The organism is Aneurinibacillus danicus (assembly GCF_007991215.1).
Classification (GTDB): domain Bacteria; phylum Bacillota; class Bacilli; order Aneurinibacillales; family Aneurinibacillaceae; genus Aneurinibacillus; species Aneurinibacillus danicus.
In genome coordinates this window covers 41116-64473 of record NZ_BJXX01000019.1, presented here as the reverse complement: position 1 = coordinate 64473, position 23358 = coordinate 41116, and the positions used below count along the sequence as shown (strand labels likewise).

At 45.7% G+C, this 23358-nt stretch carries 17 protein-coding genes and 1 other annotated feature; of the genes, 4 read left to right on the top strand and 13 right to left on the bottom strand.

Annotated elements, in window-relative coordinates; all coding sequences use genetic code 11:
- Nucleotides 1-3 precede the first annotated feature (3 nt).
- Together ADA01nite_RS02500 and ADA01nite_RS02495 are read right to left on the bottom strand one after the other, a co-directional pair.
- Nucleotides 4-1524, bottom strand: coding sequence for a VanW family protein (locus ADA01nite_RS02500; RefSeq protein ID WP_146808323.1), 1521 nt, complete (start codon nucleotides 1522-1524; stop codon nucleotides 4-6).
- A gap of 89 nt (nucleotides 1525-1613) precedes the next feature.
- Nucleotides 1614-2426, bottom strand: coding sequence for a hypothetical protein (locus ADA01nite_RS02495; RefSeq protein WP_146808322.1), 813 nt, complete (start codon nucleotides 2424-2426; stop codon nucleotides 1614-1616).
- A gap of 164 nt (nucleotides 2427-2590) precedes the next feature.
- On the opposite strand from ADA01nite_RS02495, the gene ADA01nite_RS02490 reads away from it, so the two are divergent.
- The 3 genes from ADA01nite_RS02490 to ADA01nite_RS02480 are packed head-to-tail and all read left to right on the top strand — an operon-like array spanning nucleotide 2591 to nucleotide 5891.
- A complete protein-coding gene (locus tag ADA01nite_RS02490) occupies nucleotides 2591-3085 on the top strand; it encodes a type IV pilus modification PilV family protein (protein ID WP_146808321.1) in 495 nt (164 codons plus the stop codon).
- A 14-nt stretch (nucleotides 3086-3099) separates the two neighbouring features.
- Nucleotides 3100-3876, top strand: coding sequence for a PilW family protein (locus tag ADA01nite_RS02485; RefSeq protein WP_146808320.1), 777 nt, complete (start codon nucleotides 3100-3102; stop codon nucleotides 3874-3876).
- A 5-nt stretch (nucleotides 3877-3881) separates the two neighbouring features.
- Nucleotides 3882-5891 carry a hypothetical protein gene (locus tag ADA01nite_RS02480; protein ID WP_146808319.1) on the top strand — a complete coding sequence of 670 codons (2010 nt, stop codon included), beginning with the start codon at nucleotides 3882-3884 and terminating at the stop codon, nucleotides 5889-5891.
- A 74-nt stretch (nucleotides 5892-5965) separates the two neighbouring features.
- On the opposite strand, the gene ADA01nite_RS02475 is transcribed toward ADA01nite_RS02480, so the two are convergent.
- The 9 genes from ADA01nite_RS02475 to ADA01nite_RS02435 all read right to left on the bottom strand — a co-directional run bounded on the left by ADA01nite_RS02475 (nucleotide 5966) and on the right by ADA01nite_RS02435 (nucleotide 20756).
- A complete protein-coding gene (locus ADA01nite_RS02475) occupies nucleotides 5966-10201 on the bottom strand; it encodes a DUF5057 domain-containing protein (RefSeq protein WP_170230106.1) in 4236 nt (1411 codons plus the stop codon).
- 193 nt (nucleotides 10202-10394) lie between these two features.
- On the bottom strand, nucleotides 10395-11810 hold the full coding sequence (gene murC, locus ADA01nite_RS02470) for a UDP-N-acetylmuramate--L-alanine ligase (RefSeq protein WP_246147190.1): 1416 nt from the start codon (nucleotides 11808-11810) through the stop codon (nucleotides 10395-10397).
- A complete protein-coding gene (locus ADA01nite_RS02465; RefSeq protein WP_146808317.1) occupies nucleotides 11803-13131 on the bottom strand; it encodes a bifunctional folylpolyglutamate synthase/dihydrofolate synthase in 1329 nt (442 codons plus the stop codon). The genes murC and ADA01nite_RS02465 overlap by 8 nt, the downstream gene beginning before the upstream one ends.
- A gap of 7 nt (nucleotides 13132-13138) precedes the next feature.
- On the bottom strand, nucleotides 13139-15799 hold the full coding sequence (locus ADA01nite_RS02460) for a valine--tRNA ligase (protein WP_146808316.1): 2661 nt from the start codon (nucleotides 15797-15799) through the stop codon (nucleotides 13139-13141).
- A gap of 140 nt (nucleotides 15800-15939) precedes the next feature.
- Nucleotides 15940-16179, bottom strand: a binding site (T-box leader).
- 69 nt (nucleotides 16180-16248) lie between these two features.
- The gene (locus ADA01nite_RS02455) at nucleotides 16249-16920 is read right to left on the bottom strand and encodes an ABC transporter ATP-binding protein (RefSeq protein ID WP_146808315.1); all 672 of its coding nucleotides are present in this window, start codon (nucleotides 16918-16920) and stop codon (nucleotides 16249-16251) included.
- Nucleotides 16920-18128 carry an ABC transporter permease gene (locus ADA01nite_RS02450; RefSeq protein WP_146808314.1) on the bottom strand — a complete coding sequence of 403 codons (1209 nt, stop codon included), beginning with the start codon at nucleotides 18126-18128 and terminating at the stop codon, nucleotides 16920-16922. Before ADA01nite_RS02450 ends, ADA01nite_RS02455 begins: the two co-directional genes overlap by 1 nt.
- Nucleotides 18129-18405: 277 nt before the next feature.
- On the bottom strand, nucleotides 18406-18837 hold the full coding sequence (locus ADA01nite_RS02445; RefSeq protein ID WP_146808313.1) for a c-type cytochrome: 432 nt from the start codon (nucleotides 18835-18837) through the stop codon (nucleotides 18406-18408).
- A gap of 21 nt (nucleotides 18838-18858) precedes the next feature.
- Nucleotides 18859-19350, bottom strand: coding sequence for a cbb3-type cytochrome c oxidase subunit II (locus ADA01nite_RS02440; RefSeq protein ID WP_170230104.1), 492 nt, complete (start codon nucleotides 19348-19350; stop codon nucleotides 18859-18861).
- A gap of 23 nt (nucleotides 19351-19373) precedes the next feature.
- Complete coding sequence (locus ADA01nite_RS02435; protein WP_170230102.1) at nucleotides 19374-20756, bottom strand: cbb3-type cytochrome c oxidase subunit I; 1383 nt, start codon at nucleotides 20754-20756, stop codon at nucleotides 19374-19376.
- A gap of 301 nt (nucleotides 20757-21057) precedes the next feature.
- Between ADA01nite_RS02435 and ADA01nite_RS02430 the strand changes: the two genes are divergently transcribed.
- Complete coding sequence (locus tag ADA01nite_RS02430; RefSeq protein ID WP_246147189.1) at nucleotides 21058-21330, top strand: YszA family small membrane protein; 273 nt, start codon at nucleotides 21058-21060, stop codon at nucleotides 21328-21330.
- Nucleotides 21331-21359: 29 nt separating this feature from the next.
- Here the strand turns inward: ADA01nite_RS02430 and ADA01nite_RS02425 are convergent, their stop codons facing one another.
- Both ADA01nite_RS02425 and ADA01nite_RS02420 read right to left on the bottom strand, forming a co-directional pair.
- Entirely contained in the window at nucleotides 21360-22370 is a 1011-nt protein-coding gene (locus ADA01nite_RS02425; protein WP_146808310.1) for a YutH/CotS family kinase-like spore coat protein, read from the bottom strand.
- Nucleotides 22367-23356 (bottom strand): hypothetical protein, encoded by a 990-nt coding sequence (locus tag ADA01nite_RS02420; RefSeq protein WP_146808309.1) that lies wholly within the window; start codon nucleotides 23354-23356, stop codon nucleotides 22367-22369. The genes ADA01nite_RS02425 and ADA01nite_RS02420 overlap by 4 nt, the downstream gene beginning before the upstream one ends.
- Nucleotides 23357-23358: the final 2 nt, after the last annotated feature.

Sequence of the window (23358 nt, the reverse complement as noted above, 5' to 3'; positions counted from 1 at the left end):
TTTCTAATTTAAATAAATGATATTACCCTGTACTTTAATCTTTTCAGCCAGAGACTCTGCAGTTTCTTTCGACTGTGAGGGGGGTGGAATATCAGACTGCGAAGATCCTTTCGAATCATCAGGAGCGGAACCGGAGGACTGTACAGCTCCCTCTTTACCCGGACCTGAAGCAATAATATTAGGGATAGGACGATAATAATCATCGGAAAGAAGTTCTCTCTTCAACGCACCCTCAGCGTTTTTCCTGGTGACATACACTTTTACCCTCAATCCGTCGGTACCCTGACTGATAATTCTTTCCTGACCCGTATTAAGAGAAGGGTCTGAACGAACAATAGTGTCCGGGGACAACTTTTTCTGCTCTTTAACCTCCAGGGTCACTTCTTTCTTTGCTTTTTTGCTTCCGAACAGCGCAAGGCGCAGTTCATTGTTTTTCATTTCTGCATGAATATAAATAGGGTATTTCTCATTATTTACAAACCGAAGATCCATTTCTTTTCCGTCTACGAACGCATCCAACCCCGGAGGTGCATAATCTACCACATATAAATGAGCATGACGTTCAATCACGGGAAGTCCGCTCTTTACCGCAGCTGCGTATAAAGCAGAAGCTAACTGTGAGGCTCCTCCCGCCAGTCCATCAGGATTATCCGGTTCACGAAAACCTGTCTTTACCGGTATATAGCCATTATCAAAAGAGAATGGGCCCGCTTTTGCGTTAAATGAAAACTTCTCTCCAGGAAGCAAAACGCTACCGTTTAACGATTGCATGGCTTTTTTTAGATTCGTCAGTTTATCCGGTGTTGATATATTTACAATTTGTTTTTGTTCTGCAAATAAGGTATCAATCTCCCGTATTACTTCCCCGCCAAGCTTAGAAGGCTCTTTTTTCACCATGATGCTGGTACGGTAATTATGCTGAAATGTTTGTAGCTCTTTTCGTAGCCTATCCAGCGTTCCATCGGTCTCTATCTGAATTCTTTCCTGTTCAGGCTGAAGAATAATACGATTTCCATTTACCTTACCGAGCACTCCTCTGGTAGGTTGATTAATGTTACGGCCAAGTTCTTCAATAAATGACGCAGCACGGTCACGATTGAATGTAACCTGCAGCGGCAAATCAGCAGAAGGAAGCGTACCGTTCCAGCGCTTCCATATCCCCATAATACCTGACATCTCTTGAGAAACGATTGTTACTTCCCTTATTGTTCCTGGAATATCATATTTGATCTCTATGTCCCGTTTATTAAGGTAATAGTCTCTTCCCCCATACGTTAATATTAAAGGTGTTTTGTTCAACTTTTCTACGAGTTGATTTAGCTTTTCTGTCGCCTCCTCTTCCTTCAATCCTCCGAGCGATATGCCGGCTACGTTAATATCTTCATGAACCCGAACTGAGCGTTCTTCGCCTATATCTTTCGATAAACCGGATAAATACATGGCCAGCATACTGCATATAAACATCTGGGAAAAAAGAAGCATCAATACTGCCGGGGGGTGCTTTAAACGGATACGTTCCAGCATTTCGATTCCCTCTCTTCATGTCGCAATCTTTCTCTATCTCTATAGAATACATACGAATAACAACGGTATTTGTTTTACCTGCCTCACTTCTATTGCTTTATTTCTTCATCCAATACTTGCTGGAGCCGATAAAAATATTCTTCATCCGACTCGTTCAGCCCCTGAACTGCTGAAAGGTTAATCAGTTCTTTCTCATCTTCAAAACGTAGACCGTCATCGTTTATTTCTTCTTTTGGGTATATAATTTCTTCTTCCTGCTCTTCTATAGTTTCACTCTCGGATACAATAGGATTCTTCATATTGTCCTGCTGCACCGTGTCTTTCTCTCCTTCAAGCAGATAATCAGCATCAATAGTAAGTATGGATTCTTCCTGCTCCACTTTCTTATTATCCATAAATTCCCAATCACCTTCTTCTACTGTCTTCGGCGGCTCTTCCGCTTGAACATACTGAAGAGACAGCTCTGCCAACAGCTTGTCAATCGCTTCCTGTGTACTTCCTTCCACTACTACATCTTGCATAGGCGCGCCCTCTTCCATTGCAATTTTCTGCCCGGAGAACTCTTCTTCTGCCGCTGCTACTTCATGACTTAAGACAGTTTCTCCGCTTTTTCCCGACATCTCCTGCCCCGCCTCATTCTGGGTAATATCTTCTTGCGCACAGGCCTTTTCGGAAGCATAGCGGTAAAAAAACAATCCCAAAAAGAAAGCGACCCCGAGAGCAGCCGTAATCGCCATTCCCAGTATTAATAAAAGAAATGGAAGAGACAAACCAAAACATACAGCCAAAAGAAAAACAACAGCTGTCGGACGATCTCCCTGTATATGCTTTCGAAACAAAATAAACAGCAATGCGGTACATAAAATGTAGATAACATAATAGCCGCTTACACCTGATAACATTTCAGAGACCACCTTTATTAACAAAATCAAAGAGAAATAAATATATTCGGTTTTTAAGTCTTATTTCCTTCATGAAACTTTTTATTTTATAACAATTATGTAACAGATATTATACAGGACCCTTTTAATGGTAAAATAGAATCAGGTCAGGAGGTGTGAAATCCATGAGTTTTTTTAAAAGCGAAAGAGGATTAACTCTGGTTGAAGTGGTGGCGTCTATGATAATCCTCTCTATCTCCCTTTTACTATTTGGCAGTTTCTTTACTAGAAATTATACAATATCGAAATCGCAGGATAACCGCATGATTGCAATGAACCTTGCAAGGCAAACTGCCGAGGAATGGAAAAGCGGCACCGTTCTTTTCCACTCCACTGAAATGACGTTACAAAATCGCGAAGCCATCACAGACAATACGCCTCTGGATTATGAAACTCTCAATTCCCTCACAAGATCGGGTAAGTTGGTGATTGAACTTAAACAACCTATCGTTCTAAACGGGCGTTCTTATATACAAACCGTAGAGGTGGAAGATATCGGGAAAAACGACCCGCAAAACAAACTTGAAGAAAATTTAATGCTTATGATTACAGTTACAGTCAAAGAGATGAATGAGCCTGCCTCCGTATTGGCGCGTATAAGCACGGGAATGGCAAAATAAACTGGGAGGTGCAAATGAAAAGGTTTATTAAAAATTATACGTCGTATATGCGAAATGAAGCGGGACTCACACTGGTTGAACTTCTGGCAAGTATAACAATCTTTATTCTCATTCTCATCCCGCTGTCTTCGGTCTATGTTTCAGGAATCACTACATACGGTAAAACCCAGGTACAGACTTCTTTACGCAATGAAGCAGACTTCATCATCGGAGATATAATGGATAAACTCCAGAATGCTTCCTATTTTGACTTGGACGATGGTACAGACAATACAGACAAAAGCGACATATTTAACGTGCTCAAGTCCGGGCATGTTGTGACTGAGGCAAACGATACGGCATTCAAAAAAGGAGTCGCCGTCTATACAAGGGAAGTGAACTATGAAAAATTAAACGAATCTTCATTAGAGAAAGTTCCTGTCTCCATATTAAAGAAAAAGGTATATCAGTTCTCTCCCACACCTTCGGGCAAAGAAGATTTGTATGCTCCTTTTTCCTGTGACGATTCTTACCTTGTCTACGGTCTGTTTCGCATCATTGAAGAAAACAGCGACAAAAATAATAAACGGGTGGGCATCTATCTAATTATCGCTCCAAAAAAACAAAACAACGACATTATACAAAACGGGCAGAAAACCGCATTTTCTAATTTAGCGGAAATAAAAGCGGAAGTTGAAAGATTGCAATCTGCACAGGGAACAGAAACGGCGACGGCAGAAAGCAACGTTTTGTTTAATTATATTTATATGGTACGTACCGAACTATCTGTAAACAGTCTTTCACAGGAGTGAGGAAATTGAAGAGAGTACTAAACGAGCGAGGGGGCGCCCTGCTTATTGTATTTTTTATTTTAATTTTATTTATGATTTTAGGAGTTAGCATTTCGTCTTTCATAGTGCATAGCGGTAAACAAAGAGCGTTTGCCGATGATGAGATTCAAGGAAAGATGCTTGCTGATACAGGGCTGACTTATTTCAAACAGTACCTGGAAAAAAAGATGAATGATGAGGATAGTCCAATTAAATCAGGCGGACAAAAAGACAGCACAGCAGTAGATACATTTATTCTAGACAAAGTGAATGAAGTAGCAAGCGAGATCACATTAGAAAATGAGAAAGGACCGTATAAAAAATATACGCTTCCTGGAGAGCATCAGGGCGGGTTTGCACTGGGCTATAAGAAAGAGAAGATAGAAAATGGCATTATTCCTTATGTCAACGATCCAAAAAAGCCAAGCCAGCCTTATGTTCGAAAAATTACGCTTTATGTTCTGGGACTGCCCGCTCGCACGATTAATGAAACCGAAAAAGCCAGGCGCGTGCTGCTTACCTCTACTGTATATATCAATACGGTACCGGCGCCGTTTCACTACGCCGTAAGTACTCCAGGGGAGTTGCGCCTTTTTGGCGGAACAAACATTATCGGAAATGTTGCAGCCGGCAGTATACTCGTTTCCACGGATTATCGGTATCTGGATAATAACACTTGGAAAACAGGAAATAGAGACGATTCTAATGAGCTGGACGGTCTCCGCGAGCCGCTTCGTAATCAACCCTATATAGAAGGCACCGTATTCCTTTCAGAGGAAGGAACGGTCAGTAAGCTTGCAAATGTAAAAAATGTAGAGCCTTCAGCTAGTGATAATTTCCCTGACAAAACGACCATTTCCCTATTAAACAGAACATCCTTAAAATCTCAGGAAATTTTCACACCTAAAGCTCTTCCTACTGACAGTAGTAAAACAGAGTTGTCGGCCCCTAAAGAAAAGCCCTATATTCCCGGCTATGAACCGCCTCTAATAGAGAGAAAGACAAAAGAGGAAAAAGAGGAAAAAGAGGAAAAAGCCGACGATATTTCTTTATTCGTAAAAGAAAGGATCGGAGATCCTGACAGTCCGGTCTATGTCGGGGCTGCAACGGCAGGATTTGAAGCTGCATCAGAGCCGCTTTCGTTTGAACAGGGAGAAGAGGATGGTTTTAAAAATGTTGCTTCTAAGGTAAACTCGTTATCTAGCGATATACTAGTAATCCGCTCACAGACTAAAGACCCTCTTTCTAACAATGCGCCGATACCGCTGACTGTCCGTTTAACTGGTGACATACTGAAAAACAAAGTAAAACAACTTTACATCGGACCGTCAGAACAGACAAATCCAAATCATTACCCTAATGTTAAAACAACCGTAGAAATGGGACACCTAGGAGCATTTAAAGACGGAGCGGACGGTAAGCCTTTTGCATTTGAAGGCACCATTTATATTAAAGGGAATCTTGACATTGTCGGAGACATTAATATAAAAGGAACAATCTATGTGGATGGAGATGTAGTCATTCGAGAGATCGAAAATGTAGGAAATGAAAACCTTGCTATTGTGGCTTCCGGAAAGATTAGTTTAACGGCGCGGAACACAAAACAAAGTACCGATTCTACAGAAGACTACCTTACGAAGTGGGCCGGAAATGCTGACGATGGCTTCCGGCCGCTATCCGCTTTTCTTTACTCTGAACAATCTTTGGAGATTTACTCTGTAAATTCTTTTAACCGAATTTACGGCGGTATTGCTACAGGGCGCGAGGAAAGTTATTTGGAGTTTAACACAAAACGTGAAAGAACGGCTCGGATACACGAATCCGATGATCCTAACTCTAACTATCTTGCATCCAGATTTACCATTCAATTTAACAGAAAGATTTTCGAAAAAGAAATGTATGGATTACCGCCCGGTGACACATTTTTCCTTGACATTTATGATATTGAGTATCATCAACCAAGTCAAGTTCCCCAAACGGTAGAATTCGCTTCCTGAAAAATGTACTTTTCTGTAATAGACACAAGCAAAGAAGGACCGGGAAAACTTTATTCCCCGGTCCTTCTTCGTCCTTAATTCAGGTTTGCTTTCGCTTTTACCAAAACATTAAATTCTTTAATTTTCGGTAGCATATCTCCGTCATCGCTCGTAGTCTTTATAATAGGCGCTGTTCCTGGCAATTCGATTATATATGTGGGATAGACTTTCATCTTAACCGTATACGTATGCGTTTTCCCATCGGCCGTTTTAATAAGACGAATGTTCTGAACAGGACCATCCATAATATTCTTACCCGCTGTATCCAGCGGCGTAAAACCAACGACCTCTCTTCCATTTTCTTCAATTGTATATCCCGCTTTTGGCACTTCTATTGTTAACCATGGAGGAATGGTAACATCCGGCTTAAGCTTATATATCATGTTTACCTGTGTTGCCCGATTCTCATCCTTGCCTGATTTCGGATTTACGCTTATATCGAGATCAATATATGGATGAGCGCCTCCTTCTCCAGGCGGCGATACGTTCTCTAAGGGGTTAAGCACAATATTTTCTTTTTTCTCCCCTATATCCGGCGTCTTTGCCCAGATTCCGAAAGGTGTATCTGTCGGCTTTCCACTCTCATTTTTCAGCAAATCAACAACCATCGTTTTCGACTCGAATTTTCCTGTATGGAAAACTTCATCATTCCAATTGCCGCTCGAATTTTTTGTACGCCATTCTGTATCCTCGAAAATAGTCGCATCAACCGGAATAATGGTAACGATCGCCTGATCACCAATAATTACAGCCTGCCAGGTGAAGTCAGGATTAAGAGGATCAACCTGGACAGTTAATGTTAAGTTTGGAAACCGTTCTGTCAATGTATTGCTTTGTACCCCTGTATAGCTTACCATCCCTTGATTTAAGGCATATGTGCCACGTTTATTAGCAGAGACTTGAATTTCAAATGTAGCTATATACTTATCTCCTTGAAGTACAAAAGCGGGTTTTCCTCTTACAATATTTCCATCTTTTGTCCATCCCTCCGGAATGGATACAATCTCAAAAGCAGGTGCGGCAGGGAAGGTCTCAATGAATGAAAGATCAGGCATTACAGACCCATAACCTAAAAATTCTCCATTTCCTTCTCCTGTTAATTTAAAAGTAGCAAACTTACCTACTTGAATCTGAAGGTGATTTCCTTCCCCTCTTTCTTCACCAGATAAAGGTACAGTGATTATTTTTCCAATGTTTTCTTGTTTTTTAAGAAAAGGAGCGACTTCCTTGTTCAACTGATCTTTTCCATTGTCCATATTCAGCCATTGTCCAACTGCTACAGAGGTCTGATATCCTTCCTGCATCTGCTGCTGCAAAGTACCTCCTGAAAGTTCCAAAACCCCAAAATTCCCGTGAGACTTAAAGCTCAGTAAATCATACACCTTGTGCAATTCATATCCGTCACCCTGTGGCAAAGCAAGCGGAAAAATCCCTTTATACTCTTCAACATCTTTATTCTCGATATTGTACGTAATGGTTGCTACTTCATTTGGTTTTATATTGTTTTTATCCAGAGATCTCGTTAATGTTAATTTCTTTAACGGATTTAACACTGTAATCCTGCTTGTAGCGAAAACCTCTCTGCCACCAGATATAATTTTCGCCTTAATAGTAGCTGTACCTGGTGCTAACCCTTTAATAAGTACACTGCCGTCATTCTTCTCTGTCTTGCTGGCATAGTTTACGTTCTCTATCCATTCCCATTCAACACCGCGCAAATCCGCATTTTCCGGTTCCGCTTTCGGAAACAGCGTGACTTCTTCGCCCACTTCTAACTCTATATCACGCAAAGCAAGATTGGAGATAACTGTTTCTGCGTCCAAAATAAGCGGCTTGAACTTACCTGCTACGATTTGGTTATCCAGATCTTTATACTCGACTTCTGAATTGCCGAGTATATATTTTTGATTGCCTCTTGGAATTACTTTGATTTCAAACGACACAGGCTCTTCCCGCACTATATAGCCACTTCCATCTGCTTCTCTTACATATCTAATATCCTCTATCAACCCTGTCACTTTATAGCCTGTTTCCAGCGATCCGGTTCGTATCCATCCTTCTCTCTGTGGAATTTCGACCTCTAAACCGGGTGGAAACGATTCAGTAAATTTTACGTTTTTAACAATCATTTCTGGATATTTCTCACCTAAATCAACAGACAGCTTCTCCGGTACAATACGATATGGAATAACAGTTTCCTCATCTTTTACACCCTGAAGGCTTTCGGCTCTTTCAAATTTTAGCTTGGCGATTACTCGCTTCACTTCAATTTTTATTGTTTTTTTGGTTTGAGCACCCTGATTATCTTGTGCTTCGATTTCAACAATTACCGTGCCTCCGTCTTTCATATTGTCTGAAAGTGTATAAGATGGCACTGTAACAAGCGAACCGTTTCTTAATTTTTGCCAGCCTTCTCTTTCTCCCCCATTGTTCTGATTTGGATAAATCGTCTTATAAGGAAGGGTCTGTTCCTGACTTGCATCTTTTGCTGGTACTTCTTTAACTGAAACCTTTGTGTATACATCTACATCTTTTAAATCTAAATCCTCTATTTTATATACAATCTCTAAAGGGTCAATCGTCCGCATCCGATCTAATGCTTCCCCTGTCTTCTTCTCTTGAGGAGTATAGACGGTAAGTTCCGGAGCGTGATTGGCCCCAATAAAGGCGCGATACATCGTATTTACGAACAGGCGCTGTTCCGGATCCGGAAAACCTTTGTTTGTATGCCCGGTTCCAGAATAAGTTACCGTTCCCTTGGAATAAGTGTAATAATGGTTCCAGCTATCGTCCGTGTCCCGCTTGCTGCCGATAATGTTATACCAGGGAACGACGTTCTCGTCCTCTAAATCCAGAGTATAGTACTGGTTATGGGTTGTGGCAATCTGAACATTTTCATCTAACAAGAACGGAAACTGATTGATCATCCCTTCATTTACTTTCTTTGTTTGTTGTGAAGTATTTGGAGCGTTCAGTCCTAAATCGGTTTGCGGCTTTTGCTGGCCGGTTACATCCATAAAATTGTCTACCCAGTTATTTCCTGTTTTAAAAATAGTGTCGTGGGTAAACATGACTCCCTGCCCTGTACTAATAAACCTCTTAACTTCCGCAGCAGCCTCCTTGCTTATTTGTGCGTCATTGTATACATCTGCAAAGCCGAAAATAAGCATGTTGTATTTTCCGTTTAGTTTCGTGTATCCGCTTTTGTTAAAATCGGCCATGCTTGTAACTGTAATGCTAATTTTATAGTCTTGCGTTTCTAAATAAGTTTGCTTCATGTTCTCTTCTTTAAGCAGGCTGCTGGTGTTTGCGGTGTCCTTTGTTACCTGAAGTACCTTCACCTCTACTTTTTGATCACGAAATTGAAATGCACCTGTAGTATAATCTTTGAGTCCGGTATTTTTATCTACAACTTCCAGTTTCCAATACCGCATTCCCGAATATCCTCTCATAAGCGGATAGCTAAGTTTACCGGAAGCATAGGCAAGTTCTGTCGTTCCTATCATTTCAACCGGATCATACCTTTTATTGAAATCGGTATCGATATACAGATTAGCGACCAGATTTTTAGATGGCAGCTGCGCATAGTTACTGATGTTGAAATCAAAATTGACTGTATCTCCTGGCTTGTAGATCTGCGGGGCTTGAGGGTTATAATTGCTTGGTTGACTTGTTACCTTTATGCGGGGTCTTTTTACTTCTGCTGAGCGAATAGCGGTAACCGCCTGCTCTTTGCTTGTGACGAATTTTACATTGCTTACAGGCGCTGTTTTATATTCTTTAAAGTTATTTTGTAACTTGCTTCCGTTTTGCGTGAGGATATCTTCATGCAATACTACAAGTTGGCCTTTGGCTATAAAATCCCTTTTGATTTCTCCGGCCTTGAGATTTGTAATGTCGTTCATCCTATCTTTCGTATCGTGTGCCTTTTCTCTCGAATTATTTTTATAAGGAAGCACAGGGGTAGTGGCATATGTTCCGCTGCCGATATAAATCACGTCATACTTTCCGTCCAGCTCTTCGCGCAAAGCAACAAATTTCTTCATGCTAATCGTTTCTATAATGTATCTATCATCTCCGGCTAAGGCGTCAAGATCTGAACTCAGCCTTTCTTGGCTGTCATCCCCTTGTTTTTTATCCGTAATCTCTAGGACCTTTATCTTAATCGCTTCGTCTGCATATATATAAGTAATGCCTGCCGCGATACTGCCCAGCAAAAGGGCCAGTATCAGAATAATAGATAATGCTCCCTTGAAGTTTTTGATATTCACCGATATCCCCCCCTTATAATAGCCTCTGACATACAAGGCCATCATACCTATATCTTAAATCATACTTATTTAAAATTAAATGGCTAAAAGGTGAAATGTTCCATTTCTTTTGCCTCTATAAGTAATAAAAAAGCCCTCTCTCATCTTGAACGGTAAAAGAGGGCTCTCATTATATTATTTTCGCATGTTCTTCTTACTTCTTCTCCAATTCCTCAACCAGCTGTACCGCAGCCTTCCAAATATCCCCCGCGCCCATTGTCAGCACGAGGTCGCCCGGTTTTACGACGTCTTTTAAGTACTCGACCACTTCTTCCTTCGTCGCGATATATTTCGCGTTCGGATTGCTGTTCTCCCGAATCAACTGCACCAGCTTCTCCGCGCTCACCCCTTCAATCTCAGGGTCGTTTGCCGGAGAATAGATATCGACAATAATCACTTCGTCCGCTTCCTTGAACGCTTTGCTGAATGCATCCAGCAGGAAGAATGTGCGCGTATACCGCTGCGGTTGGAAAATCGCCACAATGCGGCGGTTTGTTGACCGGGCCGCTTCCAGCGTCGCTTCGATCTCGGTCGGATGATGCGCGTAATCGTCCACTACCAGAATGTCATTCACTTCACCAATGACCTGAAAGCGCCGCTTCGCGCCGCGGAACGCGGTAATCGCTTCCGCAATCTCTTCAAACGTAAGACCTGCTTCCATGCATACGGCAGTCGTCGCCAGCGCGTTATACACATTGTGTATGCCCGGCACAGAAAGCTTCATCCGGCCCAGCAGTTGTCCTTTGTGCATGACATCGAAAGAAATCGTACGGTCGCCCGGCTCAATATTGCTGGCTATGTAGTCGGCCTGCTTATTGATGGCGTACGTAATGAGCGACACATTGGTTTTTTTCTCCGCCAGCATCTCTCCCACATAATCGTCATCGATACAGACGATCGCCGTGCCGTTTTCTTTTACCTGGGAGAGGAACTGACGGTACGCTTTCTTTAAGTTCTCGAAATCGCCGTCATAGTTTTCGAGATGATCCGGTTCAATGTTGGTTACAACCGCAATGTGCGGGAAGTATTCCAGGAACGTGCCGTCGCTTTCGTCCGCTTCCGCCACGACGAAATCCCCCTGGCCCGCTTTGGCATTGCTGCCGATGTCCATAATCTCTCCGCCGATAATGTACGTCGGGTCCATTCCCGTCTTCTCCATTACAAGGGCAATCATCGACGAAGTGGTCGTCTTGCCGTGGGCACCCGCTACCGCGACGCCTTTCTTTTCATTCAGCAGACGCGCCAACATTTTGGAACGGTGAAGGAGCGGAATCTGCTGTTCTTTCGCTGCGACCAGCTCTACGTTTTCTTTCGGGATGTCGGTCGAATACACGACCAAATCCGCTCCTGCGATGTTTTCCGCCTGATGACCGATGAACACCTGTGCTCCTTTTTTCTGCAGCTTATCCGTCAGTTCTTTACGAGCCACATCGGAACCTGTGACATGGCATCCCATATCCAGCATGACACGGGCGATGGCGCTCATTCCATACCCGCCAATGCCAATAAAATGAACATGTTCCCGCTTGTGCTCGTGCTGTTTTTCTACCTGAGTGTCCATCTTATTCATCACCAGCTTTCCTGTTTTCTTTCCACTCGTTTCGTATGTCTGAAATAAAATACAACGATCCGGCCACAAGCAACACTTCCTGCGGGGTGACCGTATGTAACGCCTGCCGCCATGCTTCTTGCCAATTTTCCTCCGCCTGTACGGGCATATCAGGGGCAGCCGTTCTGAATGCGGCCGCAAGATCTTCTACGCGGGCCGCGCGCGGATGGTCATTCTTCGTTACCCACACCCTGTTGCATATCGGGGCGAGCTGCCAGGCCATCTCTGCATAATTTTTATCTGCCAGCGCGGAAAAAACAAGAGAAACTTTCCGCCCCGGATAATAGTCCTGCACCGTCTGTATAAGCGCAGACACGCCTTCCGCGTTGTGCGCGCCGTCCAAAATAACGTCCGGAGCTTCACTGATTTTTTCGAAACGACCTGGCCACCTGGCTTCGCGCAGCCCTTCGCGAATGTGCTCTTCTTCAATATATAAAGCGAAGTAGTTACTTAGGACTTGAAGCGTCATCAACGCCGCAGCCGCATTATCTACCTGGTGTGCACCGACAAGTCCCAATTCGCATCCCGCCACGCTGCCAAACATACCCGCAAAGTCCATCATCTCACGATCGTTCTCTCGAATACGCACCGCGTCATATTCTTCACCCGCTCGGTATATGGAAGCACGACGGCTGCGGGCGGCTTCTTCGATGATTTCCAGCGCTTTGCCCGGCATTTTCCCGGTAATAATCGGAACCCCGTTTTTGATAATCCCGGCCTTTTCCCGGGCAATAGCGGGTAAATCCTCTCCCAGTATATTTATATGATCGAGTCCGACATTAGTGATAATGCAGGCGAGCGGATGGACGATGTTGGTGGAATCGAGCCGCCCGCCAAGTCCTGTTTCCCAGACAACGATATCCGGGTACGTCACCGTAGCAAAATACAATAGCGCCAGTGCGGTCACCACTTCAAATTCGGTCGGCGTGCCGAATTCGCTTTCTTTCATTTCTTCCACAACCGGTTTTACTTTCTCGATCAATTCAACCAATTCTTCAGTCGTGATGTACGATCCGTTGTACTGAATCCGTTCGTGGAATGACGTAACGTATGGTGATACAAACATCCCTACATCTTGTCCCGCCCGCCGCAGGATCGCGTGCAGAAACGCGGCGGTCGAGCCTTTGCCGTTCGTGCCGGCGATGTGAATAAATTTCAAGCGTCGCTCGGGGTGTCCGAGGCGCTCCATCATGTATTCCATTCTTGCAAGGCCCGGACGGACGGAGAACCGCTCCAGTCCGGCCAGCCAGGAAAGCGCCTGATCTAATGATTGTGATGCCATGTTACACTCACCCTTTAAGCTCTTGAATTCGTGCTTTTACTTTTGCCTGTTTGTCGAGATAGTCGGCTTCCTTTGCCCGCTCCTGTTCGATAACTTGAGCCGGAGCTTTTTCAACGAAACCTTTGTTCGACAATTTCTTTTGTACACGCTCGACTTCCGAATTGAGCCATTTCAGTTCTTTTTCAAGGCGGGCAATTTCCTGCTCGATGTCAATGAGACCCGCAAGCGGCAGGTACAGCTCCGCACCGCTGACAACGGCAGACATCGCTTTCTCCGGCGCCGCAATGTCAGTACCGATGCTCAGCACTTCCGGGTTGCAGAAACGTTCAATGTATGCCTTGCCGCTCTCCAGATACGACAGCATCTCTTCGTCATTCGCTTTGATGCGCAGTTCGATTTTCTTGGCTATCGGTACGTTGACTTCCGCACGAATGTTGCGTACGCTGCGGATAACGCCCATCAGCAGCTCCATTTGTTTCACGGCCTCCGTATTCTCGAGTTCCGGCTTTGCTTCCGGCCAGGAAGCGACAATCAGGCTGTCGCCTTCGTGCGGAAGATGCTGCCAGATTTCTTCGGAGATAAACGGCATGAACGGGTGCAGCAGACGCATTGTCTGATCAAGCACGTATGCCAGTACGGAGCGCGTCGTTTTCTTCGCCGCCTCATCGTCGCCGTACAACGGCAGTTTCGCTACCTCGATATACCAGTCGCACAGCTCATCCCAGACGAAATTATAGAGCACGCGGCCCACTTCACCATATTCGAAACTATCGAGCAGACGAGTCGTGTCTTTCACCGTTTCATTCAGACGGTGCAGAATCCACTTGTCGGCAATGCCGAGGTTCTGGCTGATGTCGATGTCCTCGTAACGGAACCCTTCCATATTCATCAGTGCAAAGCGGGATGCATTCCAAATCTTATTGGCGAAATTACGCGCCGCTTCCACGCGCTCCCAGCGGAAACGCTGGTCGTTCCCCGGTGTGCAGCCTGTCGCCAGCATAAAACGCATAGCATCAGCGCCATACTGTTCGATAACTTCCATCGGGTCGACCCCGTTGCCGAGCGATTTGGACATTTTGCGGCCTTCGGCATCGCGCACAAGACCTGTAATTAATACGTGTTCAAACGGCTTCTGGTCAGTAAATTCAAGCGCCGTGAAAATCATGCGGGCTACCCAGAAGTAAATGATATCATATCCGGTTACGAGTACATCGGTTGGATAGAAGTGCTTCATGTCTTCTGTCTCATCCGGCCAACCAAGCGTAGAGAACGGCCAGAGTGCGGAACTGAACCATGTATCGAGCACGTCGTTATCCTGCTTCAGATTCTGGCTTGCACATTTCGGACATTCATGAATATCTTCGCGTGATACGGTCATCTCCCCGCAGTCTTCACAGTACCAGGCCGGAATGCGGTGGCCCCACCACAACTGGCGGGAGATACACCAATCGCGTACGTTTTCGATCCAGTGCAGGTAAATCTTTTCGAAGCGATCCGGCACGAATTGAACGCCTTCCCTCGACTTCTGCGCTTCAATCGCACGTTCGGCCAGCGGTCCCATTTTTACAAACCACTGCGTGGACAGATACGGCTCAACGACCGCGCCGCTGCGTTCACTGTGTCCTACGGAGTGCATATGTTCTTCGATTTTAAATAGAACGCCCTGCTCTTGAAGGTCGCGCACGATGTTTTTGCGGCATTCGAAACGATCTTGTCCCTGATAGCCGGCGGCGTTCTCGTTCATCTTGCCCCCTTCATCCATGACGAGGATCTGCGGTAGGTTATGGCGCTGGCCGATCTCGAAGTCATTCGGGTCATGCGCAGGCGTGATCTTCACCGCACCGCTTCCGAATTCACGGTCTACGTAATCATCGGCAACAATCGGGATCTCACGACCGACAATCGGAAGAACCACCGTCTTGCCCACCAAATCTTTATATCGTTCATCTTCCGGATGCACGGCTACCGCTGTATCGCCCAGCATCGTCTCCGGACGCGTGGTCGCCACTTCGATATAACCGGTGCCGTCTTTCAATGGATAGCGCAAATGATACAGCGCACCTTGTACATCCTTATATTCCACTTCAATATCAGAGAGGGCCGTGCGGGTGACTGGATCCCAGTTAATAATATATTTGCCGCGATAGATAAGCCCTTTTTCGTACAGGCGGACAAACACTTCGCGTACCGCACGGGACAGTCCTTCATCCAGTGTAAAACGCTCGCGGCTGTAATCGAGCGAAAGGCCCATTTTCGTCCATTGTTCGCGAATAATGCCGGCGTAACGCTCTTTCCACTCCCATACTTTCTCCACAAACTTCTCACGGCCCAGATCATGACGTGTGATGCCTTCTTCGCGCAGCGTTCCTTCTACGCGCGCCTGTGTGGCGATACCGGCATGGTCCATGCCCGGAAGCCAGAGTGCGTCATAGCCCTGCATTCTCTTAAAACGAACCATAATATCCTGCAGCGTATTATTCAGCGCATGGCCGATATGCAGGTTTCCGGTTACATTCGGCGGCGGAATCACAATGGTGAACGGCGTTTTGCCCTTATTTCGTTCAGCTTTGAAGTAGCCGTTGTCGCGCCAGAACGGATACCATTTCGCTTCCGCCTGTTTCGGTTCATATTTGGTTGGCATTTCAGTTTGATTCGGCTGATTGGACATAAGTTTACCTCCATAAAAAATACTGAAATGATGAGAAATGAAGGAATACAAGATATTATTGTAGAAAAAGGCGAAGGCCTTTTTCCACTTCCTCCTTCTTATCTCGTGTTTTTCATAAAAATAAAAAACCCCCCATCCTGTCAAAGGACGAAGGAGTTTATTCGCGGTACCACCTTTGTTAGCCTATGTGCGCACAAACGGCGCGAGCACAGGCTCACTTGCAATAGGATAACGGGATTACCCGGTTTGCCCTACTGGATTTTCGTTCAGGCAAACGGCTCCGAGGCTACCTTCTATCAGTACATCCATACAGACCTTCCACCGTTGGTCCGCTCTCTGGCATGGCATCCCGATATACTCTTCCTCTTCAACGCCAGTATACATATATACTTATGCACTATCCATTGTACCCAGTTTAGAAAGAAATAGTCAATATACCTTTCTTTCTCTTACTTCTCATCTGCAACCCGGCCGTCTTTAAGCTGAATGACACGTCCGGCTTCGCCGGCAAGTTTCATATCGTGAGTTACCATAATGACGGTCTTGCCCTGGGCGTTCCATTCTTTAAACAAATTCATAATTACATCGGCATTATATGCATCTACCGCACCGGTCGGTTCATCGGCCAAAATCACGTCCGGCTTATTGATCAGCGCACGGGCGAGCGCCACCCTGCGCTGCTCACCGCCGCTCAACTGGTAGGGAAGATTCTCCAACTTATCACCCATACCGACCCGTGCAAGCATTTCCCTGCCCCATTCTTCATCGCTTGCCTTATAGGTACGGTGTACAGTTTTCGGCAGCAGCACATTTTCCAGCGCGTTCAGCGTCGGAATTAAGCTTGGGAACTGAAAAATAAAGCCGCAGCGTTCCGCGCGGATGCGGGTCCGTTCCGTATCACGTAAATCCGTTACATCCTTGCCGTCAAATCGTACAATACCTTCCGTCGGCCTCTCCAATAGGCCAGCCATCGCAAGAAACGTCGACTTACCGCTGCCTGACGGTCCGACGACCGCAACGAACTCGCCTGCTCCGATTGTTTCGCTTACATCGCTCAGCGCATGTACTTTTCGCTCCCGCCCAATCCGATACGTTTTGCAAATATTCTCAAGTACAATCATTAATACTCGCCCTCCCGAATCGCTTCATACGGCTGCAGCTTCAGTGTCGAGCGAACCGGAAAGAAGGCGGCCACAATCGCAATCAGTGTCGTTATTGCAGTCGTCCCCAGGCCAATGAGCAAACCTGTCGACCAATCCGGGAACAGCATTGGCAGTTGCAGCAGCTGCAGAATCAGGATGCGGTTGTCATACAACGCCGCTGCGGCTGCAAACGAGCCAAAAGTTGCTCCAATAACCGAAGCAAACCCCGCTTCCATCAACAACAGACGGAACGTAACAGCTCGTGAAGCCCCCATGGCTCGCAGCATACCAATTTCCTTCTGACGCTCACTGATAAGAGCGGTGAACATCGTCATAACCTGCAGGGCGCTCATAATAAGGACTAACCCGATCATCATATAGCTCATCATTTTTACCGGGAATACCTGCTTATTTACCGTCTCCTGCAAGCCGCTTCCTTTCACTACGTCTACGTTCAAATTCATCCGGTCAATCTGCCGGCTCACAAACTCTTCCATACCCGGCTTGGTTTTAACAAGAATAATGGAAATCGAGTTTTCCGGAAAATCCAGCTTGTTCTTTTTATGATTCAGCTCCCGTGCAGCGTCCAGCGTAATAAAAAGCGTTTTATCGGTTCCCATACCGGTGGGAAAAATCATGTTTTTCAGCATAAAATCTTTGCCGAATAACGTGACCCACTCCTGCATATATTCGTTATCAAAATGATAAATATAGTTCTTTCCACCGGCTTCCGCTCCGGCAATCAAATCGTACTTCCCGATCTGTTTCTCAGTGGCTGTCCAATTCTTCAGCGTAAAATCGGTTTTCGGATCGTAAGCTACGACAGGAAAATCCCCGGATGTCTGACAGCACACGGTAGAGACCGTTTCCAAATACAGCTGCGGAGAAGCCGCCTCTACTTCACTGATTGTACGGACTTTATCCAGTACGCTCTCCGGCATGTAGAACTTGGTCGGAGTACCTGAAATAATCATGTCTCCCGCCTGACCGCCAAAACCTTTGGGCACCACCATCAAACTGGCGCCAAGGCGGCTTGCGCTTGCGGCGATGCTTCGCTCCATGGAAAACACAAAAAAATAGCTTACAAACAAAATAAAAGCGGTAATAGCGGCGCTACCTGCAAGCAAAACGGTCCGTGACATTTTCCGCCGTAAATTACGCCAGGCCACCGTGGAAAGCTTCTTCATTCCTTGTCACACCTCTATATCTCTCAGCCTCTTTTTCCATTATAGCAAAGTGCTAATAAAATTTACTGAGGTGATTGTGTCAATCCCGCGACGATAAAATTTTAATCATCATAAAGAAAAGCCCGCTAATAACTGTAAACCAGAGAATGTAATAAATAATCTGTACGCCGCTCAGCATGCTTGTTCACCACTCTCTTCCTTATTTTTCCCTTATTATACCACCAGGAACAGGCAAAGCAAAAAGACCAGAGGAAAGATCCATCTGGTCTTTGTCTGCTTATTTCAATGTTTTTAGGAACTCAACCATGGAATCCTGCTGATCCGGTGTCCAGGAAGCCCCGAGCGGCGGCATACCACCACGGCCTTTGGTCAGTACTTCTTTAACTCCCTCTGGCTTCAGCTTATCCACTACACCGTGCAGCGTCGGAGCCGCGCCTCCCATACCGCCATTAAAATCAGCGCCATGACAGGCAATACATTGGCCGGAAAGTCCTTTTCCTACTTCCGCACTTACACCCTGGGCCGCCTCACCGCCGGCCGGACGTTCGTCGATTCCTTTTACAGTTAATGCATAACCGACAGCCCAGATGGCAAGCACGGCATACACGACAATCAGGAAACGAGGGACTTTTCCGTGGCCTTGCTTCATACCCATTACTTCATCAATATGGTCTTCATGATGCTCATGGTTTTTGTGTTTATCAGACATGTCGTCGCCTCCTTTTCCCAACTATTTCGCCGGAGCCGGTTTCAGGCTCATCAAGTATGCAACAAGGTTATTCAGGTCTTCGTCGCTCAGGTAATCATATTTTGGCATGATAGAGCCAGGAACAATCTTTTGCGGGTCCTTTAAGTGTTCAATATTCCATTCTTTACTTGTACGGGCACCTACCCACATTAAGTCCGGGCCAGTACGGTTAGAACCAAACAGGTGTGGTTTGTCATAGGCATAATCACCAGGTACGGTCACAGGACCGATATTCATCGCCAGGTCGGCTTTAACCGGACGTACAACCTGCGTATGGCAGGTGTTACATCCGTTTGCAATGTATACTTGACGCCCTTTCGCTTCCGGAGAATCCGGAGCATAGTTACGCGCTTCCGCATTCGCGGTCGGCGTCATCATCTCTTTATCAAAGAACGGAAGGATAATCGTCGCGAACGTCCCCATCATAAAGAGCGCAATAGCAGCAAGATAAATAGCTAACGCGTTTCTTTCCAAAGTTGTCCCCTCCTCGGGATAGATTAAGCAACAACGCTTTCTTCGTCAGAAACAAATTTCGTGCCGGACTTCACAGTTTTCCAGATGTTGAATGCAAAGAAGAATTGACCGACAATCATCATCGTACCACCAACGGCGCGCCATACAATCAGCGACTGTACGGTGTTAATGGTCTCGATGAACGGCTTGCCTTCCATCCATGCAAAGCCCTGAATAACACCGGCAATCCAAAGGGTAAAGGCAAACATCAAGAAACCGATAACGGAGAAATAATAGTGCAGGTTCATTAAAGTTTTACTGTAAATATTGCGGCCTGTAAGGCGCGGAATCGCATAGTAAATCGTAACGAAACATACAAACGAGAACGCGGCAAACGGAGCCATATGTGCGTGGCCTACAACCCAGTGGGTGAATTTAACAACCGCGCTTACCTGCATAAGCGCCTGGAACGGTCCCTGCAGACACGCCATCAGATAGAAGATTGCAGCAGTAATAAGGAATTTCATGCTTACATCCTCAGACACTTTGTGCCATACACCACGCATAGTGCCAAATACGTTTGCAAGTACAGTCCAAACCGGGATAATCAAAAGAACGGAAGGAATGATGCCCGCTTTCATCAACCATACCGGAATCGGTCCGTTTACCAGATGGTGCGGTCCGTTCCATACGTAAATCGTAGCGATGGTCCAGAAACCGATAAGCGAAAGCTTATGGCTGTATAATGGCTTACCTGTAAGCTTCGGCAGCAGGTAGTAAATTTGGCCGATACCTACAGTGGTAAACCACAGACCGAGAACGTTATGCCCGTAGAACCAGTTCATGTTCGCCTGCGCGGCGCCGCCTACGATGGAAGACGGAATGTTACCAACCGTCCATACGAGCGGCAGCCAGATTAAAGAGCCGACAAAATACCAGATAGAAACATATAATTGCTTTTCCTGGCGCTTCGCGATAGTCATGAAAAGGTTAATCGACATCAACACACAAAGAACAACAACACCAAGGTCAAGAATCAACGGCAGTTCAGCATATTCCACCCCTGTAGAATAACCCATGCAAATAGCAACAACAGCGGCAACGATAGCCAGATTCCAAATAATGCAGGTCAGATTCCCCAGTTTCTCACTCCACAACGGCGTGCGTGTTAGCTTCGGAATAATGTAGAACATAGCGCCAACCATTGCCATTGACAACCATGCCAGCAGAATGCCATTGGTGTGAATGATACGGATGTGGGCGTATGTCAATGCGAAGTTCAAAGCATCCTGACCCTGAAAATAGAGAAAATCAGGGTCAATTTGCTTTATCGCCACAACAAGACCGGCCAGCATCGACACAATCAGCCAGAACATTGAGGTGTACCAGAAATTCTTTGCGGTACTAAATGGAGCATTACTTAACATGTTGTGAACCTCCCCCTTTAATGTGTAAGTAATATTTCGCATTAAAAATGCTTTGTTTCATAGTGTTTTCATCCTGAAATGTGGAATTTAGGAATTAAACACTACAAACACAACAATAGCTTGACACAGCAAATAAACAATGCGATAATAGTGTTAAACTATGCTCTGGCATTTGTTAATTGCTACGCTTTTAGGATATATCCATATTCTAAGAGGGTCAATTATCATTTACCGAGAAAGTTTGTCGACTTCGTGACAATGATTTCAAATTGAACGTATAGGAAAAAAGGAGGAGCTTTTTATGGCTCCTCCTTTTTGTGGCAGTATTCACCTCTCTTTACGCGCCCGCGTATACTGGCAGCAGGAAAATGCTCAGAAAGGAGCTGCCCCGATGAAAGGACGCTGGCGTTATCATCCATTCTACTTAAAAATCAGGTTCGGTGCTTTACAGCTTATTGTTCCGTTTATTATTTTCCAGTTTATTCGCACTCTCTTGTTCCCCACATCCTTCGATGTAGTTCTGCTCATGCTGCTTGCCCTGCTGTATGCCGCCATTTTATGTGACTGGATATAAAACAAGCCGCAACCTTGTCTGGCTGCGGTTCATTTTTGTATAACGGAAAAAGCAAATCTGTGCATCTTCGGAAGAAGCCGAAGATGCTTTTGCCATGTTTTCGTACGCCGCCGCGCGTGCTCCTCCCGCTGCTCTTCCGAATCACGTATATGGCTCCATACCAGTTGCATCAAACGTTCCGGGAAGAGTAAATAGCATGATAGTAACTGCCGCTCTTCTAAGGTAAGCGGACGCTCCGCTTCGTATTCGGCCAGCCACTCCTGCCCTTTTTGAATGTTCCACTCGTAATACGGCGCATAGCGGCGGAAAAAAATCGCCAAATCCCGGATCGGAACATCAAAATTAGCGTGTTCAAAATGGGTAAGATACAGCTTTCGGCTTGTTCCGACAATTACATTGCGGCGATAGAGCCGTCCATGGCATAGCGCCCGCGCAAGCTCTTTTCCCTCGAGTTTGACTGCCACCTCCGCCAGCCCGCACATGGCCCGGTCAGTAAACAATGAAATCTGCTCTACGCTTCCTCTGACCGTCCGTGCAAACTCCATGCTCCTTCCTGCTCCCCCTGCCGCTTCTGCTACGACCGTCATTCGATTGATGCTATCTTCCCAACGCCGCTTAACCTGTTCAAGAGATACCGGTGCATATCCTCGCCACCGCTCTCCCGCCTGCTGGCTTACCTTGTGAATGCGGCCCACCTCTCTTAATACGCGCGCTTCCCAGCCTGGCACGCTCCGAATCGGCTCTGCTTCTTCGATCCATAGGTTCAATGCATAACGATCTCCCGATACAAAAACATATGGCTCTCCATATTTTGTCACACAAAAAGGGATGATAGACCTGATCCCCCTGTCATATAAATAATGCAACCAGGAAGCGACAAAATACAGCTGCACCGGATGTTCATACATCCTCCTAAGCAGAAAAGCACCTTGATTCGTATCCACTCTCCAGGTGTCTTTTCCCCGCTCTTCGATTTGGTGTAAGAATAAATCATATTCGTACAGCAAATGTTTTGCCAGCCATTCCATCCTTTCCATCATCCGGACGCCTCCCCGCAAAGCTCCTGTGTCTCCAGCACACATTGAAGCAGATGCTCACGCCGGATTTGAAGCTGGAAATCGATTCCCATCCGCTCTTTTTCTTCCACAAAAACCGATATGTTTTCAAGGCGCGAAAAAACCGGCAGCGGATAGGAAAGCAATGCAAGCAGATAATTTCTCTCACGAATAGGCATGGAACGTCTACCGGCATAAGCGGAAAGAAAGACGCGAACACCTTCTTTCCCGCCGGTTTCATGAATTTGTTCCAGTATGGAAAGCGTGTCTTCATGGCGAGGCACAAGGACCGGATTATGCAGACCCGTTATATACCACGCTTCCTCCCAATATACAAGTGAAGAAAGAGGAAAATAGGCAAACGAAAGCGGGGTCTGATCGTTTTCTACCCCGCTTGCTCTGTACAATGCTTCCGCCTTTTTTACTCTTTCCGCAACACGGAAAAGATTATAAAGCAGCCATTTATTCGTCGCGTTCATTGTCTCTTTTTCCATCTCTTTCATGGCGGCATGTAAATGGCGGTAGCTATTTTTCAGTCTTGTTTCATTCAGTATTCCTTTTTTGCGATAGCGTCCCCGGTATACTTCCTCTATACTTTCAAAACATTCATGGATACGCGCCAGTGTTTCTCCAAGCACCTGATATCCTTCCTTCTGAAGAAAAGGATGCGTAAACCACGTAGTATCCTGTTCCCAATAATCGGACAGTGCATAGCAGCCGACAGAAACTGAAATCCAGTGCTCCCTCTGCTTTGTTGTCAAATAGCGCTCTACCTGCCTGACTCCCTGATCGGCCAGGTACTCGCGCCATCTATGCGACCAGCGCAGCAAATTCTCATCCGGACAGTAGATGATACGCTTTTTTCCACGGTCAGTCAGCGCGTACCACCCTGTCTCTGCCTGCTTTACTTCCTGAATCATAAAGGGGTATCCTTCCAGATGACTGCGCAGTATCTCTTCGTGCGGCTTCATCT

Bases quoted from the DNA above. Each gene is read 5' to 3' on its own strand.
- ADA01nite_RS02500 (WP_146808323.1), bottom strand. From the start codon at position 1,524: ATGCTGGAACGTATCCGTTTAAAGCACCCCCCGGCAGTATTGATGCTT.
- ADA01nite_RS02495 (WP_146808322.1), bottom strand. From the start codon at position 2,426: ATGTTATCAGGTGTAAGCGGCTATTATGTTATCTACATTTTATGTACC.
- ADA01nite_RS02490 (WP_146808321.1), top strand. From the start codon at position 2,591: ATGAGTTTTTTTAAAAGCGAAAGAGGATTAACTCTGGTTGAAGTGGTG.
- ADA01nite_RS02485 (WP_146808320.1), top strand. From the start codon at position 3,100: ATGAAAAGGTTTATTAAAAATTATACGTCGTATATGCGAAATGAAGCG.
- murC (WP_246147190.1), bottom strand. From the start codon at position 11,810: ATGAATAAGATGGACACTCAGGTAGAAAAACAGCACGAGCACAAGCGG.
- ADA01nite_RS02465 (WP_146808317.1), bottom strand. From the start codon at position 13,131: ATGGCATCACAATCATTAGATCAGGCGCTTTCCTGGCTGGCCGGACTG.
- ADA01nite_RS02460 (WP_146808316.1), bottom strand. From the start codon at position 15,799: ATGTCCAATCAGCCGAATCAAACTGAAATGCCAACCAAATATGAACCG.
- ADA01nite_RS02455 (WP_146808315.1), bottom strand. From the start codon at position 16,920: ATGATTGTACTTGAGAATATTTGCAAAACGTATCGGATTGGGCGGGAG.
- ADA01nite_RS02450 (WP_146808314.1), bottom strand. From the start codon at position 18,128: ATGAAGAAGCTTTCCACGGTGGCCTGGCGTAATTTACGGCGGAAAATG.
- ADA01nite_RS02445 (WP_146808313.1), bottom strand. From the start codon at position 18,837: ATGTCTGATAAACACAAAAACCATGAGCATCATGAAGACCATATTGAT.
- ADA01nite_RS02435 (WP_170230102.1), bottom strand. From the start codon at position 20,756: ATGTTAAGTAATGCTCCATTTAGTACCGCAAAGAATTTCTGGTACACC.
- ADA01nite_RS02430 (WP_246147189.1), top strand. From the start codon at position 21,058: ATGGCTCCTCCTTTTTGTGGCAGTATTCACCTCTCTTTACGCGCCCGC.
- ADA01nite_RS02425 (WP_146808310.1), bottom strand. From the start codon at position 22,370: ATGATGGAAAGGATGGAATGGCTGGCAAAACATTTGCTGTACGAATAT.
- ADA01nite_RS02420 (WP_146808309.1), bottom strand. From the start codon at position 23,356: ATGAAGCCGCACGAAGAGATACTGCGCAGTCATCTGGAAGGATACCCC.